Origin of the sequence: Bacillus sp. OTU2372, assembly GCF_038440275.1 — a bacterium.
GTDB lineage: Bacteria > Bacillota > Bacilli > Bacillales > Cytobacillaceae > Neobacillus > Neobacillus bataviensis_B.
Window position 1 is genome coordinate 1 of the sequence record NZ_JASATK010000022.1, and the last position, 16,421, is coordinate 16,421.

Genomic DNA, 16,421 nt, shown 5'->3' on the forward strand with positions numbered 1-16,421 from the left:
ACTGAAGGGTGCTTGAATTTATGAATATTGGCTGCTGCAGCAGCTTTTTCTTATTCGACTAGTGTAAAACAATACAATTTTTTTACGGCGATGAAAATTGTTAACAACGTCTAAATTTTTTAAAGTGTTACATCCAAGGTGGATGAACAGAGAGATTTAAAATATGCAAAAATAGTGATCAAAGTTATTATGATCACTATTTTTGGTTCCAAATTTCCTATGTCTTCTATTTAATTTAAAATTAAATACCAGAGAAATGATCAATATGGGTTTCTTGAATTATGAATTATATGTTTCTCTGTTTAGATAAACAATATCTTTATGTGAAAATCCAGCTGAAAACATCTCCATTGCCTTATCCCGTAGGAATGGGGCTTTTTCATTATTTGCCTTTTTCAATGCTTCCGTTAGTTCCTCTTTTGTTAGTTCTGTACAGTATGCAGGAGTTCCTGGCTGTTGTCTCCACGAATCACATAGAGAACCACTATCTACTGCGTCGAAGCCTAGTTCGTTTACTACGTCCATGATTATTTGTTTTTGTGATAGTTCATTACCAGCAATCGCCATGGCGATGCGACCACTAGTACCTTCGGGGGTTCCTTTATTTTCTAAAGTATAAGCTAATTGATTGTTGAAAGCTTTAATGATAGGTCTACCTAATTGATTTGAAACCCAAACACTTTCAACCATCCCGTTCTCAATGTCTTCAATTTTATTGTCTCTAAAAGGATAATAATTTGAAGTGTCTACAGCGATTACTTCATCTCCAGCTTTTTCTACAATGTTACGAATGCTTGGCATTACATGAAAAGGGATAGATATTATAAGAACATCAATATTTGTTATTACATCTTCTACACTCACAGGTGTTCCAGCAATTTCTTTTCCTCCTAAACGTTTAATTCCTCGAGCATCTGCAATTTTGACATCATGTCCATTCTTAACTAATTTTTTAGAAATAATTGTCCCTATTGGTCCTGCACCTATAATTCCAAATCTCATTATTGTTCCTCCTAAATATAATTTTGTTCGATTATAATTCAATTTCAGCTATGGAATTTTCCAATTGCCTCAACACGAAATTGTCAACATTCCTTTTTTTGCAAGCATTGAGGTAAGTGAGATGTAATTGAGTGTTTTGGGTATAAATAATATAATAAATTCATTACTCTTACTTTTAAAGTAGGCAATAAAAAATGATATAGTACACTTTTTTGTACTTTATAGAAGAAAAGGAATGTAAGTATGGCTAGAATATGCAAGGATGGATTTGAAAAAGAGTTTATTAAGGAGCAAAGAGACGTTTATGGTATTGCGTATACCCAAAATATGCTATCAGGACGCTGGAAGTATCTTATTCTTTGGTTTTTAAAAACAAAAGAACGTCGTTATAGCGAAATTAAAACTTTTTTATGGGACATTTCACAAGGTTCTCTTACAAAACAGTTGAGAGAATTAGAAACAGATGGATTAATTAAACGAGAGGTTTTTCCTGAGGTACCTCCACGTGTTGAATATTCATTAACAATTAAAGGGCTTGAATTTATCCCAATACTTGATATGATGGAGAATTTCGGCAAAAAATTCGGGGAGAAACCTGAGTGAAATAATAAAATGATATTTTTTATTAATTGGGCCGATATTGTGAAGTGTTGTACTTAATTAAAAAATAGTCAAAAGGAATGGATCGCAACAGAACTTTGTAAACTCTACCTCGATAAGATGAAAGAAAGTTGCATAACAAATAAACTACCCCCTAATCACCGCGATTCAGTTATTTCGTCTCTATATCAACAGATTCAGAATAGAAAAATATGGATTCCATATGACGAAGTAGAAAAGTATGCATTCAGTAAAATCACAAAGATAGTAAAATCCTTTAAGCAGCAATTCCCTGAATTGTGTAAGGAAATTGAAACTGATTACGCTAAAGAAATAGAATGAATTTTTTAAGGTGTCCGATAATAACGTGAAACTAAATAACCTTTTTTACTTACCGATGCAAGAGGTGAAGAAATCGCTGTCTTGCTTGGCGTGGTTTTTTTTCTAAAAGGCATAATACTAAAGAAAATTATAATTGTTTTATAAACCGCACAATCATTAATTGTGTGAAAAAGGATACGTATCATGCCGATTAATTCTTTTGAAAACTCTCCGATGAGCTGGAAGCCATCGATTGATAAAACTAAAAAGCCTATTTATCAAACACTTGCTGGGCAATTGGAACAGGATATACTAAACGGAGTTTTATTACCTGGAACAAAACTTCCTCCACAGAGAGAACTGGCTGATTATTTGGATTTAAATTTGAGTACCATTTCAAAAGCTTTTAAAGTGTGTGAGTTAAAGGGCCTGCTAAGTGCATCTGTTGGAAGTGGAACATTCGTATCGTATGATGCGTTATCGAATGCGTATTTACTTGAAGATACAATGCCGAAGCATTTAATTGAAATGGGAGCAACACTACCAGATAATGCTTCTTACGAGCCATTGCTACTCCAACTAAAAAGTATGCTGCATGAGACAGATTATGAAAAATGGTTTGGTTATGGTCGGGCAGGCGAAAGCCTTTGGCAAAAGGATGCAGCTATAAAGCTAATCCGAAGAGGTGGGTTTGAAACAACCGTGGATCACATTTTATTTGCGAATGGGGGTCAAAATGCGATTGCTGCTACATTGGCAAGTCTTTGTAAGCCTGGAGATCGCATTGGTGTTGACCATCATACCTACCCTGGCTTAAAAACTGTTGCAGCAATGCTTAGTGTGCAAATAGTACCGATAAAATCAGAGAACTATGAAATGAGTCCGACGTCCTTTGAATATGCGTGTAAAAATGACAATATTAAAGGTATTTACTTAATCCCAGATTATCATAATCCGACAGCTTCCTTTATGTCTGTTGAGAATCGAAAAATGATTGCAGCAATTGCGAAAAAGTATAAACAGTTCGTTATTGAAGATGCATCGTATCATCTTCTCAACAAAAAACCACTTCCAGCAATCGCATCATTTGCACCAGAACAGGTCATCTATATTGCAAGTTTATCGAAGTCATTAGCACCAGGGTTACGACTAGCCTATGTAGCAGTGCCAAGTCAATTTAAGGAGCCAATTTCAAAGGCACTTTATAATTTAAATATAACAGTTTCTCCGCTATTAGCAGAACTCACAGCACGTACGATTGTATCGAATCAATTTGAAGTGTTAATTGAGGGTCATCGGGAACAAACCATTCGCAGAAACCAAATCGTAAATCGATATTTAGCAGATTATACCTGTTTAGGTGTAGAAACAGGCATCTTTCGTTGGTTGTTATTACCAGGCAAGATTACAGGTGCTGAATTTGAAACGTTAGCCGCACAACAGGGAGTGCAAGTGTATGCAGCTGAACGTTTTGTCGTTGGAAATAGATGCCCAGAAAGGGCTGTAAGGGTTTCTGTCTGTGCACCAAAAACGCTGGAAGAGCTTGAGCAAGGATTGATGATCCTTAAACGTTTGCTAAACGATCAGACCTAATATTGTTTGCCATACAATTATAGTATTGTATGGTTTTTTTGTGCGTGTTATGATGATTCAAATCTAGTTGGGAGTTTATTAGAAATAGAATTAGGTTTCTAGAAAGGTAGGTTAGTTTATGTTACAAAAAGATAGTGTAAAAGCGTTAGACGTCCAAACAGCTTCGTTACAAAGCTATATTCGTTCTTCAGAAAAACAAAAAACGTTATACAAGCGAACATTATCCGTTGTAAGTATTTCACAAGTTTTTGGTGGTGCAGGGTTAGCAGCAGGAGTTACTGTGGGGGCACTTCTTGCACAGCAAATGCTCGGTACTGATGCGTTTGCTGGAATTCCTTCAGCTTTATTAACTTTAGGGTCAGCAGGAGCTGCATTATTTGTTGGGAGACTTTCGCAGGCGTTTGGTCGTCGTACAGGTCTATCAGCTGGTTTTATGATTGGTGGACTTGGAGCAATAGGAGTCATAATGGCAGCAATAATAAATAGTGTATTCCTGTTATTTACTTCCCTACTTGTTTATGGTGCAGGGTCAGCAACAAATTTACAAGCTCGTTATGCAGGTACGGACTTAGCGAACAGTAAACAACGGGCGACTGCTATTAGTATTACGATGGTTTTTACAACATTTGGTGCAGTTGCAGGTCCAAATTTAGTGAATGTGATGGGGAATTTCGCTCGTTCTATTAGTGTTCCATCACTTGCTGGTCCTTTCATTTTAGCAGCAGCAGCATATATCTTAGCAGGTGTTGTCCTTTTCATAATGCTCCGTCCAGATCCGTTAGTTATAGCAAGAACGATAGAAGCGACCAACCAAGAAGTTAGTGATAAAGGACAATTGGCAACAACTGAACATACAGAAAACAAAAGAGGAATAATCGTTGGAGCAACGATTATGGTTCTAACTCAAATTGTAATGGTAGCTATTATGACAATGACACCAGTTCATATGAGACATCATGGACATGGCTTGGGTGCAGTAGGTCTTGTTATTGGTTTTCATATAGGTGCCATGTATCTCCCTTCATTGGTTACAGGTGTTCTTGTTGATAAGTTGGGGCGTACTGCGATGGCTATTGCTTCTGGAACTACGTTGCTACTGGCAGGTTTAATAGCAGCATTTGCACCAGGAGATTCTATGGTTCTTCTAATAATTGCTCTTTCCCTACTTGGATTAGGATGGAATTTTGGTTTGATAAGTGGGACTGCACTTATTGTTGATTCAACTGAATCTTCCACACGGGCTAGAACTCAAGGTACAGTGGATGTTTTGATTGCATTATCAGGAGCTGCTGGGGGAGCTTTGTCTGGTATGATTGTAGCAGGTTCAAGTTATCTAACATTATCATTAACTGGAGGGATTTTATCCTTATTATTAATTCCAGTGGTGATATGGTCTCGTGGAGGTAAAAAATAAGCCAGATTGTTCTACGAAAACAGTTTGCTTGGGGGAAATACTTTTGAAACTAAATGGGGTCGATACTTCAAGAAGAAGGTCGACTTTTTTTCTTTTTCCATAAGAAAGATTGTGAAAAGTTGTAACTAAACTATCGTGGCAGGTTAGTATATGCACGAATTTCATTAATTTTTAGAGAATTGTGTTAATATTATGTTTAAAATTAGTGGGAGAATGGGGGAAACGAACATTATGTTTGATGAATTGGAAGGAGAGAAAGTTCGAATTGTTCCAATGGAAAAGAATCATATACAGGGTTTAACTGAAATTGGAATTGATAAAATTATTTGGAGTCACTTACCAAAAGCTATTTATACATATAATGAAATGAAGTCTTTTGTAGAAGAAGCGTTATACAAGAAAGAAACGGGAATAGAATTTCCAATCGTTGTTTTACGTTGTGATAATGATAAAATTATTGGTACCACACGATTCCTCGATATTTCAAATCCAAATAAAAGTCTGGAAATCGGGTGGACTTGGTATTCTCCATCTGTATGGGGAACACATATTAACACAGAATGTAAATACTTGTTATTAAAATATTGCTTTGAAACATTGAAACTTATACGAGTGCAATTTAAAACCGATGAACGAAATGTTAGGTCGCAAAAAGCGATAGAAAAAATAGGTGGAAAAAAAGAAGGAATTTTAAGAAATCATATGATTCGTAAGGATGGAACCTTCCGTAATTCTGTATTTTACAGTGTAATTGAAAGTGATTGGGTGTCTGTCAAGAAAAATTTAGAAAATATATTAGAAATTCCTCAATAACAGATGTAATTTGAGAGAGAAACCTATTGTTTGTGAACCAATGTAATTAAACTAAAGGTACGTTAGTCGCATAACATATTAATTTACATTATGATGCTTAAAAGTCTTTTTTGTCTTAGTTAATCAGTATACTGATACGATCATCTCAAACAAGGGTAAGGAGATTCAAATGAAAAAACAGCGTAACATTATTTTATACATTGGTACTTCAATTGATGGCTATATTGCAAATAATGATGGTACATTAGAATGGTTAGAATCCACAGAAGTAGAAGGAGATTCTGGCTTTAATTCACTCCTTGAAAGAATTGACACTGTTGTTATGGGAAAAGGAACTTATGATGTCATTCGTGGATTTGATATGGACTATCCTTATAGTGCTTATAAAAATTATGTATTTTCTAAATCTGTTAGTGGATCAGATGAATACGCTTCATTTATTGATGAAGAAGTCAAAACTTTCATTAAAAATATAAAACAAAATCCTGGTAAAGATATATGGTTAATTGGTGGAGGAATTTTAGCTCGTCAATTTCTTAAAGAAAATTTAATTGATGAAATCCAACTAGCCATTGCACCGATTATTTTAGGGAAAGGAATCTCCCTTTATACCGGAAATGATATTACTCTAAAATACACATTAACGAAAGTAGAAAAATTAGGCCACCTTGCTATGCTTCATTATATAAAAAAATAATTTTCATCATCTTTCCCTTTTTTAGTAAGGGGAAATTTTCCTTTTCACAAATGCTATACATTACGGGACGAGTGTTTTAAACAAATTCCGATTGAATGGTGTCGGGAAAATGAGGTAGACTTTATTGAATAGAAAGACAGGAGGTGGTTGCTAAATAAATGGTAAACACCTTTTCTTATTGAACTAAATGGCAGGATTATTGAAGAAGATATCCTTTTAAAATAAAATTTAAAATACATAATTTCTATAATATAGGGGATGGGAGAAATGATAAAGGGGCTTTATGAAGCACATTTACCTGTGAAAAATTTAGAAGTTTCAATTGGATTTTACCAAAAATTAGGTTTGGAATTAGCTTGGCGTGATAAAGACACTGCATTCTTTTGGATAGAAGAAAGAAAAAGTTGGTTGGGGTTGTGGGAAGGAAAGGAGTACCAAACTCCTTACCATCCTTCTTTAAGGCATATTGCTTTTCGAGTCACATATCAGGATTTAAAAGAGTCATTAAAATGGCTTGAATCCATCCAAGTTGAACCTGTTCCTTTTGAAAGGAGAACATCGATTAAGCCTTTTGTGAGACCAAATCAAGAAAATGCTTCGGTTTACTTTGCTGACCCAGATGGAAATAGTTTAGAATTAATGTGCTACGTTGACGTTCCAAATGAATTAAAACATATTACGAAAAAGTTGTCATTTGAGGACTGGGAGCATTTAGTTAATAATAAATTATAATAATCAAGCCCTCTTTTCTTGAGATTGGGAAGAAATGTACTTTAAAAAGACAACATGTAGAGTCCTCCAAAACAACTTATTAGATAAATACCAAAAAGCCTATTTTCCAAGTGAAGATTGGCTTTTTCTATAATTATCTATGCGTCTATCCTTTGGTCTGATTTCTCCCTCATGCGATTTAGATCATCTCTTGGTGGACAACCAAACATGCGGGAATATTCACGACTGAATTGTGATTGGCTTTCGTAGCCTACCTGAAATGCGACATCAGCGATATCTGTTGAATCGGCTAAAAGCATGCGCCTAGCTTCTTGAAGTCTCAATTGTTTTTGGAACTGAATAGGGCTCATAGCTGTAACCTCTTTAAAGTGCCGATGAAGAGAAGCAGCACTCATATTCGCTATTTCTGCAAGCTCCTCGATTTTAAAAGAGCGGTCATAGTTTTTGATGATATGTTCAATAACATCTCTTATTCGCTGGCCGTTGCTACCCTTAATCGCCATTTGTTCCAGAGACTCACCATGAGGACCTTGTAGAATCCAATAGAGAATTTCCTTCGTGAATAAAGGAGCTAGTACCGGTATATGTTTGGGATTTTCTAGCAACCAGGCTAATCTAAATACAGCATCCAACAGAGACGCCTCTACTTTGCTAACAAACATAGCACGTTTGGCATTTTTTTTCTGTCCTACTCGAATATCTGAATCACTTAAAACCTCTAAAATTTGATTCGGTGTAAATTCAAGTTTGAGAGCTAAATACGGAATGTCTGAAGAGGCTTTAATAACATGCCCGGTAACCGGCAAGTCAACGGATGCAACAATGTATTTAGTGGGACCGTACCTAAAGCGTTCCTCTGCTAACAATACTTCCTTCTCCCCTTGGACGATAATGCAAAAGGATGTTTCGTTCACTCTTGCAATTGGTTCGGTAACAATCGACTCACGGATTAAAAATAACGAGGGGATAGCAGTAGGATGAACCCCGTCCTGCTTTGAATAACGTTCAATGAGTTTGGCAAGTTCATGCTGCTGTTTGTAGATTTCTGCTGACATATGGGATTCTCCTGCATCAATGATGGTTACATTCTATCTTATATTTGTCGATTATGTAAATGCCTTTGATAGGATTAGGCAAAAACTTGATAGGAATGAGATAACCATTGCACTTTAAATTGTTGCATAATATATATAGTCCGATGTATTGAATTTAAGCACCAATATAAAAGTTCATTTTTCAAGGAAAGCAAACGAGAAGACCATTTTAGAAATATAAAATTAATTAATTTAATTAGAAAGTTTGTGAGGGTGATTAACATGGAATATGTAAAACTTGGTAACACAGGCTTAGATGTATCTCGGCTATGTCTGGGGTGTATGGGTTTTGGGGACGCTAGCAAATGGATTCATCAATGGGTACTTAATGAAGAGGACTCTCGCCTCGTTATAAAAAAAGCACTCGAATTGGGAATTAACTTTTTTGATACAGCAAATGTGTACTCTCTGGGGACAAGTGAGGAATACCTTGGGCGAGCTCTTAAAGAATATGCGAATCGTGATGAAGTTGTAATAGCAACTAAAGTACACGGGCAAATGCATGCGGGTCCAAACGGATCTGGGCTTTCCCGAAAAGCAATTATGAGTGAAATCGATAAAAGTCTTAAGAGGTTGGAAACTGATTATGTAGACCTTTATATCATCCACCGCTGGGATTACAATACTCCTATTGAAGAAATGATGGAAGCATTGCATGATATTGTGAAGGCTGGAAAGGCAAGATACATTGGCGCTTCTGCCATGTATGCTTGGCAATTCCAAAAGGCATTACACGTAGCGGACAAAAATGGATGGACAAAGTTTGTATCAATGCAGAATCATTTAAACCTCATTTACCGTGAAGAGGAGCGAGAAATGCTGCCACTTTGTAAGGAAGAAGGAATTGGTGTAACACCGTATAGCCCACTTGCATCGGGGAGATTGACGCGTGATTGGTCGGAAACAACGTATCGTTCAGAAACGGATCAAATTCAAAAATCTAAATATGATGCGACCGCTGCTGCTGATCGATTGGTTGTAGAACGAGTTGCAGCCATCGCAGAAAAATATGGTGTTCCACGTATCCATATCGCACTTGCCTGGTTGTTACAGAAAGAACCAGTATCATCTCCCATTATTGGAGCTACAAAAATTTCTCATCTCGAAGATGCCTTAGGTGCTCTAAGCATTAAGTTAACAAATGAGGACATTGAATATCTAGAAGAGCCATATGTACCACACCCAATCGTTGGACATAATTAATGGAAGATTATTCAGTTATGAAGAAGTTAGTAGTAAAGCTATAGAAAAGGTAAAGTGAATGTTCCTCCTAAAGTTCGATAAAGGGCGATTCTTCCACATGAAGGTCGCCCATTTTTATTAATCCCAAGGAATGATTGTGATTGCATATAAACTAAAGGGTGAATTATGTGAAACAAAGGGTTGCTTCGGCAGCCCTGTTTTTATTGAAATAAGGGAGGGGAGTTGAAGGTGGATATAATCCAAGACACTCTTATGAGCCTGTTTTTTATATGAAAAAACAGGCTCTATTATATTTGGAGAATTGATGAGGTCAGTTTTAAATCTAAATTAAATTAACATTTTCTTTATCTATGTTTATTCTATTTTTTATGAAATCCATTAATTGCTTTACGTATTCTTCTGGTTGTGTCGTTTGATTTTTCATCCAATGCATCGCAGCTCCATAAAGTGCCCAGCTTAACATCACCGCAAAGGCCTCTACTTCAGTTTTATTTTGGTTAGGCCATTGCTTTTGTGCCTACTCTGAAAAAAAGTCTTGAAGTTCCTTTTTAAAAATCGTTTCTATTTGGGGTGTAAATGTCTCGTAACTTCGTCGACATTGGTTACTTATAGATTTTTGGAACTTAATAATGGATAAAAAAATAGCCTCAATGGTTCCTTCATTAATTACCTCATGTGTACTTACCTCTTGAATGACTTCTCTCATAACACTTTCACTTAACACCTTTTCAAGCAAGTCATATTTGTCAATGAAATGAGAATAAAAGGTTGCACGATTAACAGTAGCAGCAGTTGTAATATCTTTAATGGTGATGTTTTTAAATTCTTTTTTCATTGATAACTCGATAAATGCATTCATGATGAGCTTACGGGTGCGGAGTATGCGGGGGTCGATTTGTTTTTCCATAAAAATTCCTCCTATTTTTTAGACATTTTTATCAATATGTTGGGTAAACGATATATCTAATATTTTGTCGGTTGTTTAAAGTTTTTCAGCTTGTTATATTAACTCTACAACAAATGTTGGTTAAACAAAAGATGTTGGAGTAAAGAAAATGAAAATAACCATTTTGGGAGTAAATGGTCAAATGGGTCAGATTCTTGTAAACAAGCACTTCCATAAAACAGCAGAGCAATTGATGCCACAGAGAGCGGCAGGACAAATTTTAGCAGTTGGTAGTGCAGAAGAACTAGCAGAAAAGATATTGTATCAGCATGAGCTATTCGGACATTCACGCTTTATGGGACAATTTGATATGGGTGGTCAGCCATTAGGCAGAGTAGAAAAAGCAATTGATCTACTGGCAAACAAAGTAGCACCAATCGTACGCAGAGCTTTATCCTAAATTAAATAACGAAAGATTCCTTTAAGGATAAGGCTATGATTCTATTCTTAGCCATTCTATCTTTTGTTGTATTATTTCTTTATTTATTTTAAAAATTTCATTTATAACTAACTAGGTGATCTGGGGAATAAAAAAGTTTTGGAGGAAAAGAAAATGAAAATATTAGTTACAGGTGCAACAGGAAAATTAGGGTCAAAGGTTGTTGAGACGTTATTAAAAACCGTACCGGCAGAGCAGGTAGCCGTTAGTGTTCGCAATCCGGAAAAAGCAGAAGGATTGAAAGCAGGCGGAGTCGAAGTCCGTCAAGGTGATTTTGATAAACCGGAAACACTGGTTGCTGCTTTTTCAGGAATCGACAGGTTGTTAATTGTATCCTCGTCTGAAGTGCGGCTTGGAGGCGATGAAATAAGAATGAGGCAACACGCCAATGCAGTTGCTGCCGCCGAGCGCGCCAAAATTAAATTTATCGCTTTTACCAGTGCACCTAATGCAGAGAAAAGCAACTTTTTCCTTGCTCCAGTTTATAAAGCTACGGAAGAGGCTATTGTCAAAACAGGTATGCCATATTCATTTTTGAGGAATAACTGGTATCTTGAAAATGAAATCGGAAGTATACAAGCAGCAATGGCGGGTGCTCCCTGGATAACGGCTACCGGAGAGGGAAAAGTAGGTTGGGCGCTCAGGCAGGATTTTGCGGAGGCAACTGCCAACGTGCTGACTGGAAACGGACATGAGAACACGATTTACGAACTTTCCGGGAAACTTATGACACATAAAGAATTAGTCTCTATCATTGAAACTATATTAGGGAAGGAGATTCCTTTTCAACAGGTTAATGATGACACTTATGCCGAGATTATGAAAGGTGCAGGAGTTCCGGAAGCCTTCCTTCCTATGCTTAGTAACACACAAAAGGGCATTCGTGAAGGTGGATTAGAGGTTGAAAGTGACGATCTGGAAAAACTGCTGGGACGTCCTGCCGTACCGATGAAAGAGGCTTTGACCCAAATTATTAGCCAAATATCTTAACAGGCAATTAAGTTATCAAAACATAGAAATAGTATGCTTATTATTTTTCCATGTAGCTTAGAGATTATGATAATCGTAGAGTTAATTCAAAACAATAGGTTTTTATAGAAAATTTTAAATGGAGATTCCATCAAGGAGGAAGAAATAATGACAAATGAAAAATTAAACATCGGAATTATCTTAGGAAGCACTCGTCAAGGTCGAGTTAGTCCACAGGTTGGAGAATGGGTAAAAGGAATTGCTGACAAACGAGCTGATGCAAATTATGAAATTGTAGATATTGCCGATTTCCAATTGCCGTTTTTAGGAACAACCGATGGAACAGAACCTGGAATAGCGGCTTGGAATGAAAAGCTTTTCAACCTGGATGGATTCGTATTTATTGTTCAGGAATACAATCACAGTATCACTGGAGCATTGAAAAATGCACTTGACCTTGCTCGTGAAGCCTGGAATAATAAAGCCGCAGGTATCGTTAGCTATGGGGGAGCTGGTGGAGCTCGTGCAGCTGAACATTTACGAGGAATCTGTGGAGAATTACTAATTGCGGATGTGAAGGCTCACCCAACATTATCTTTATTTTCAGATTTTGAAAACTTTACAACATTTAAACCAGCTGAATTACATCTTAATAATGTCAATTTAATGCTTGAGCAAGTTAACGCTTGGAGCGGTGCATTAAAAACCTTGAGAAAATAGTGAAAATTAATAGTGGAATGTAATAATCAGAATATCAGACACTAATAAATAAAGTGTCTGATATTCTTTTTTTTCGTTCATTGGTTCCATCGTTACCATTACTGTTGCCTTAATTTGAGGCAGCAAATTCCCAAAAGCAAAGGTATGAATCATTAGAAAAAATTCTAGCAGCAAATAATTCTTTATTAAAGGTTACTTGCTTTTAGCACGATATTTACATAACTTCTTCAAGGGAGGTTAGTGAAAAAAAGAACAACAAAAACCATCCTATGAAGAATGATTTTTATCTTTATCATAATTTCGTGCTGTACTAGAGTGTGTTAATATGCGGTCTATTACTCTTTTAGTAAGTGGCATAAAGTAATTAAGTATTAGCCCCCCTAAACAAACGGTTAATAAAGTTCCAATGCCAATGGGTCCATTGAATATTATTGCCATCATCAAGAATACCAGGTAAATGAATGTTCGCGATATTAGTATATTTGTTTTAGTCAATTCTTGTAGGATTAAGGTTAAACGGTCAATAGGAATTGGGGCAAAATTTGTGTGTAGATATATTGCAGTTCCTAATCCTATAACAAGTAAGCCAATTCCAAAACAAACCACTTTGCTGTACCATAGTTCAGGTGTTATCAAATTGTGCAATAAAAAAAGCCACATATCAATTCCAATACCCGTTATAAATGCTGTTAACAACCCCAAAACTTCTGGTCGTTGTCTTTTTAATAATGAATTACAAACTATTAATATTAAAGCTATTATTATTTCCCAACTTCCCACTGTAAGCCCAACATTTACGGACAGTCCTACTAAAAGTGCGTCGAAAGGTGAAGTTCCAAGCTCTGATTGTATAGTAAAAGAAATACCAAGGGTTAAAAATAATATCCCTAAAACATAAAGTGGATATTTTGTTATACTCGATCTTTGCATCACTTAGTAGTTATTTCTTTTAGCATTAAAATATGTGGGATTCCATCTTCCATAAATATATTAGATGAAGTCCGGTAGCCAAGTTTTTGATAAAAACCCTCTGCTTGTGTTTGTCCGTGCAATTTAACCTGGGATACTCCCTGTTCTTCTGCAATTTCTTCTAACGTTTTTATAATGATTTTTCCAAGCCCAAATTTACGGTAAGGTTCAAGGATGCAGATTCTCTCCAATTTACCTACTCCATGAATAAACCTGATCCTTCCCGTACCGACTGTTTGTTCATTGTAATGGACTAATATGTGTTGGCAAAGTCCATTCAGTGTATCAAATTGATCAAATTCATCTTCTAGTGGTACACCTTGTTCCTTCACAAATACTTGTTTCCGAATAGCAAATGCTGCCTTTAATTCTTCATCCATCGTTATTCTTTTTGCATACATTTATTTCAGTCCTTTTAAATTAATGTGATCTTAATAATTTTGTTGCAAATGCAATGAAATTAGGTTAAATTTAATTTATATCACTTTTATAGTAAATGCAACAAAAAAAGTGGCTTAAGGAGATAATCATGAAAGAAATTTTACGAGAAATTGGAATGATAGCAAGGGCATTAGATTCTATAAGCAATATAGAATTTAAAGAATATGACCTTACAAAAGGGCAGTATTTGTATCTGGTACGAATATGTGAAAACCCAGGAATTATTCAAGAAAAGTTAGCTGAGATGATAAAAGTAGACCGAACAACAGCAGCTCGTGCTATCAAAAAGCTTGAAATGAACGGATTTATTGAAAAGAAAGACGATCAACATAACAAAAAAATAAAAAAGCTCTTTCCAACAGAGAAAGGGAAAAATGTTTATCCTTTTATAAAAAGAGAAAATGAGTATTCCAATAACGTTGCATTAGAGGGATTTTCCGAAAAAGAAGTAGAAACCATTTTTACTCTTCTCCAAAGAGTTAGAAAAAATATAGAAATAGACTGGGAATTTGTAAAAAAGGGAAACAAGAGAAATTATTAATTGCATAAAGGAGCGATTTATTTAAATGACTATAAATATAAAACAGTGTAACCTTGAGGATCTACGCAAACTTCAAGAGATTAGTTATGAAACATTTAATGAGACATTTAAGGATCAGAATTCACCCGAAGCTATGAACGCTTATTTGGAAAGGGCATTTAACTTAAAACAATTAGAAAAAGAATTATCCAATATATCTTCGGTATTCTTTTTTGTTTATTTTAACAATGAAGTCGCTGGATATTTAAAAGTAAATACCAATGATGCTCAGTCTGAAGAAATGGGTGAGGAATCACTTGAAATCGAGAGGATTTATATAAAGAACAAATTTCAAAAATATGGGCTTGGTAAATATCTGCTAAATAAAGCGATGGAAATTGCCATGGAACGTAATAAAAAGAAAGTCTGGCTAGGCGTATGGGAAAAAAATGAAAATGCAATTGGCTTTTATAAGAAAATGGGGTTTGTTCAAACTGGAGCTCACTCTTTTTATATGGGAGATGAAGAACAAATAGATTTTATAATGACAAAAACGCTAAACTAAACCTATTTTAAAAGGCGGGTTATAATGTATATTCCAAAATATTTTAAGGTCACAAATGTTGATGAAATTTGGGATTTTGTTCAAAAAAACTCTTTTGGCACGATTGTTACAACAGAACAAGGGAAACCGATTGCCACGCATTTGCCTTTGGGGTTAACTAAAAAAGGTGATGATTACTATATTACTGGGCATATGGCTTTTGGAAATCCTCAGTGGAGAACATTTGAAACCTGTGAAGATGTGCTTGTGTTGTTTCAGGGACCGAACGCTTACATTTCTTCTTCTTGGTATTCACACGAAAATGTTCCGACTTGGAATTATCAAGCTATCCATATGTATGGAAAAGCAAGTATTTTAGAGAAAGATGAGTTAATAGAAGAATTAACAGGCATGTTGGAAAAATATGAACATAATCGTGAAAATCCAGTTTTATGGGATAAACTTTCTCCTGAACTATTAGAAAATCAACTAAAAGGTATTGTTGGTTTTAAGATAAAAGTGGAAGAAATCCAAGCTGCATATAAATTAAGTCAGAACCGAAATGAAACGGATTATATTAGCATAATTGATAAATTACAAAATGAAGGAAATCTAAATTCCAAACAAATAGCAGAACTGATGGAAAAGAGATTAAAAAATCGCAAATAAATTTATATAACAAAGTTAGGTATAAAAACACGACAGGGGAATTCCTGTCGTGTTTATCATTTAACTTAGTTTTTAAGAGTATTTTCCCAATCAGCAGCAAATTTTTCGATTCCTTGATTAGTAAGTGGATGTTTAGAAATTTGCTCAATGACTGAAAATGGAATCGTTGCAATATGTGCACCTGCCATTGCTACACGAGTTACATGATCCGGATGACGAACAGATGCTGCAATAATTTGTGTGTCGAAATTATGAATGCGGAACAATTCAGCTATTTTTGATACTAATTGGACACCGTCTTCGGAAATATCATCTAAGCGGCCTAAAAATGGAGATACATACGTTGCACCAGCACGAGCTGCTAATAGTGCTTGGTTTACTGTAAAGATAAGTGTGACATTTGTTTTAACACCTTTATCAGCAAGATAACGGCAAGCCTCTAAGCCAGCTAAAGTCATAGGAAGCTTGATTGTAATTTTCTCATCTCCACCGTTAATTTTAATAAGCTCTTCAGCTTGGGCAATCATTTCATCAGCTGTAATGGCTTCTGGAGTTACTTCAGCGGAAACAGACTCTACTTGTGTAACTGCTTGGCAGATTTCTTCAATGCGGTCTTCGAATTTTACGCCTTCCTTAGCAACTAGGGAAGGATTGGTTGTAACACCAGATAAAACACCAATTTTATATGCCTTTTTAATATCAACAAGATTTGCAGTATCAATAAATAATTTCATC

The 16,421-nt window shown here is 35.6% G+C and carries 21 protein-coding genes; 13 read left to right on the forward strand and 8 right to left on the reverse strand.

Going from position 1 to position 16,421, the window contains the following annotated elements; translation table 11 throughout:
• Nucleotides 1–279: 279 nt before the first annotated feature.
• Nucleotides 280–1,002: an NADPH-dependent F420 reductase gene (locus tag AAHB15_RS23925; RefSeq protein WP_342043498.1), complete on the reverse strand. Its 723-nt coding sequence runs from the start codon at nucleotides 1,000–1,002 to the stop codon at nucleotides 280–282.
• 243 nt (nucleotides 1,003–1,245) lie between these two features.
• Here AAHB15_RS23925 and AAHB15_RS23930 point away from each other — a divergent pair, with 243 nt between their 5' ends.
• The 6 genes from AAHB15_RS23930 (at nucleotide 1,246) to AAHB15_RS23955 (ending at nucleotide 7,172) form a co-directional block, all read left to right on the forward strand.
• Nucleotides 1,246–1,605: a winged helix-turn-helix transcriptional regulator gene (locus AAHB15_RS23930; RefSeq protein ID WP_335573844.1), complete on the forward strand. Its 360-nt coding sequence runs from the start codon at nucleotides 1,246–1,248 to the stop codon at nucleotides 1,603–1,605.
• 522 nt (nucleotides 1,606–2,127) lie between these two features.
• Nucleotides 2,128–3,516, forward strand: coding sequence for an aminotransferase-like domain-containing protein (locus tag AAHB15_RS23935; RefSeq protein ID WP_342043499.1), 1,389 nt, complete (start codon nucleotides 2,128–2,130; stop codon nucleotides 3,514–3,516).
• 118 nt (nucleotides 3,517–3,634) lie between these two features.
• A complete protein-coding gene (locus tag AAHB15_RS23940; protein WP_335573842.1) occupies nucleotides 3,635–4,930 on the forward strand; it encodes an MFS transporter in 1,296 nt (431 codons plus the stop codon).
• A gap of 231 nt (nucleotides 4,931–5,161) precedes the next feature.
• Nucleotides 5,162–5,743 carry a GNAT family N-acetyltransferase gene (locus AAHB15_RS23945; protein ID WP_342043500.1) on the forward strand — a complete coding sequence of 194 codons (582 nt, stop codon included), beginning with the start codon at nucleotides 5,162–5,164 and terminating at the stop codon, nucleotides 5,741–5,743.
• 169 nt (nucleotides 5,744–5,912) lie between these two features.
• On the forward strand, nucleotides 5,913–6,440 hold the full coding sequence (locus AAHB15_RS23950; RefSeq protein ID WP_342043501.1) for a dihydrofolate reductase family protein: 528 nt from the start codon (nucleotides 5,913–5,915) through the stop codon (nucleotides 6,438–6,440).
• A gap of 267 nt (nucleotides 6,441–6,707) precedes the next feature.
• Nucleotides 6,708–7,172: a VOC family protein gene (locus AAHB15_RS23955; RefSeq protein ID WP_342043533.1), complete on the forward strand. Its 465-nt coding sequence runs from the start codon at nucleotides 6,708–6,710 to the stop codon at nucleotides 7,170–7,172.
• Nucleotides 7,173–7,309: 137 nt separating this feature from the next.
• Here AAHB15_RS23955 and AAHB15_RS23960 read toward each other — a convergent pair whose 3' ends face one another.
• Nucleotides 7,310–8,227 carry an AraC family transcriptional regulator gene (locus AAHB15_RS23960; RefSeq protein WP_335573838.1) on the reverse strand — a complete coding sequence of 306 codons (918 nt, stop codon included), beginning with the start codon at nucleotides 8,225–8,227 and terminating at the stop codon, nucleotides 7,310–7,312.
• A gap of 261 nt (nucleotides 8,228–8,488) precedes the next feature.
• Between AAHB15_RS23960 and AAHB15_RS23965 the strand changes: the two genes are divergently transcribed.
• Entirely contained in the window at nucleotides 8,489–9,469 is a 981-nt protein-coding gene (locus AAHB15_RS23965; protein ID WP_335573837.1) for an aldo/keto reductase, read from the forward strand.
• A gap of 322 nt (nucleotides 9,470–9,791) precedes the next feature.
• Here AAHB15_RS23965 and AAHB15_RS23970 read toward each other — a convergent pair whose 3' ends face one another.
• Complete coding sequence (locus AAHB15_RS23970) at nucleotides 9,792–9,935, reverse strand: hypothetical protein (RefSeq protein WP_342043502.1); 144 nt, start codon at nucleotides 9,933–9,935, stop codon at nucleotides 9,792–9,794.
• 51 nt (nucleotides 9,936–9,986) lie between these two features.
• Entirely contained in the window at nucleotides 9,987–10,376 is a 390-nt protein-coding gene (locus AAHB15_RS23975) for a TetR/AcrR family transcriptional regulator (protein ID WP_342043503.1), read from the reverse strand.
• 148 nt (nucleotides 10,377–10,524) lie between these two features.
• On the opposite strand from AAHB15_RS23975, the gene AAHB15_RS23980 reads away from it, so the two are divergent.
• The 3 genes from AAHB15_RS23980 to AAHB15_RS23990 all read left to right on the forward strand — a co-directional run bounded on the left by AAHB15_RS23980 (nucleotide 10,525) and on the right by AAHB15_RS23990 (nucleotide 12,543).
• Complete coding sequence (locus tag AAHB15_RS23980) at nucleotides 10,525–10,815, forward strand: hypothetical protein (RefSeq protein WP_335573835.1); 291 nt, start codon at nucleotides 10,525–10,527, stop codon at nucleotides 10,813–10,815.
• A 153-nt stretch (nucleotides 10,816–10,968) separates the two neighbouring features.
• Nucleotides 10,969–11,844, forward strand: coding sequence for an SDR family oxidoreductase (locus AAHB15_RS23985; RefSeq protein ID WP_342043504.1), 876 nt, complete (start codon nucleotides 10,969–10,971; stop codon nucleotides 11,842–11,844).
• Nucleotides 11,845–11,991: 147 nt separating this feature from the next.
• A complete protein-coding gene (locus AAHB15_RS23990) occupies nucleotides 11,992–12,543 on the forward strand; it encodes an NADPH-dependent FMN reductase (RefSeq protein ID WP_342043505.1) in 552 nt (183 codons plus the stop codon).
• A gap of 6 nt (nucleotides 12,544–12,549) precedes the next feature.
• On the opposite strand, the gene AAHB15_RS23995 is transcribed toward AAHB15_RS23990, so the two are convergent.
• The 3 genes from AAHB15_RS23995 to AAHB15_RS24005 all read right to left on the reverse strand — a co-directional run bounded on the left by AAHB15_RS23995 (nucleotide 12,550) and on the right by AAHB15_RS24005 (nucleotide 13,913).
• A complete protein-coding gene (locus AAHB15_RS23995; protein WP_342043506.1) occupies nucleotides 12,550–12,696 on the reverse strand; it encodes a hypothetical protein in 147 nt (48 codons plus the stop codon).
• Between the two features lie 114 nt (nucleotides 12,697–12,810).
• Nucleotides 12,811–13,473, reverse strand: coding sequence for a YczE/YyaS/YitT family protein (locus AAHB15_RS24000; protein WP_342043534.1), 663 nt, complete (start codon nucleotides 13,471–13,473; stop codon nucleotides 12,811–12,813).
• Nucleotides 13,473–13,913, reverse strand: a complete 441-nt coding sequence (locus tag AAHB15_RS24005) for a GNAT family N-acetyltransferase (RefSeq protein ID WP_335573831.1) — start codon at nucleotides 13,911–13,913, stop codon at nucleotides 13,473–13,475. The genes AAHB15_RS24000 and AAHB15_RS24005 overlap by 1 nt, the downstream gene beginning before the upstream one ends.
• A gap of 128 nt (nucleotides 13,914–14,041) precedes the next feature.
• Between AAHB15_RS24005 and AAHB15_RS24010 the strand changes: the two genes are divergently transcribed.
• From AAHB15_RS24010 to AAHB15_RS24020, 3 genes are read left to right on the forward strand one after another with little or no spacing between them, the layout of a single operon-like run.
• The gene (locus AAHB15_RS24010) at nucleotides 14,042–14,494 is read left to right on the forward strand and encodes a MarR family winged helix-turn-helix transcriptional regulator (RefSeq protein ID WP_335573830.1); all 453 of its coding nucleotides are present in this window, start codon (nucleotides 14,042–14,044) and stop codon (nucleotides 14,492–14,494) included.
• A 25-nt stretch (nucleotides 14,495–14,519) separates the two neighbouring features.
• Complete coding sequence (locus tag AAHB15_RS24015) at nucleotides 14,520–15,038, forward strand: GNAT family N-acetyltransferase (protein ID WP_335573829.1); 519 nt, start codon at nucleotides 14,520–14,522, stop codon at nucleotides 15,036–15,038.
• 24 nt (nucleotides 15,039–15,062) lie between these two features.
• A complete protein-coding gene (locus AAHB15_RS24020; protein ID WP_335573828.1) occupies nucleotides 15,063–15,686 on the forward strand; it encodes an FMN-binding negative transcriptional regulator in 624 nt (207 codons plus the stop codon).
• A 65-nt stretch (nucleotides 15,687–15,751) separates the two neighbouring features.
• On the opposite strand, the gene fsa is transcribed toward AAHB15_RS24020, so the two are convergent.
• A complete protein-coding gene (fsa, locus tag AAHB15_RS24025; protein WP_335573827.1) occupies nucleotides 15,752–16,420 on the reverse strand; it encodes a fructose-6-phosphate aldolase in 669 nt (222 codons plus the stop codon).
• Nucleotide 16,421 lies beyond the last annotated feature (1 nt).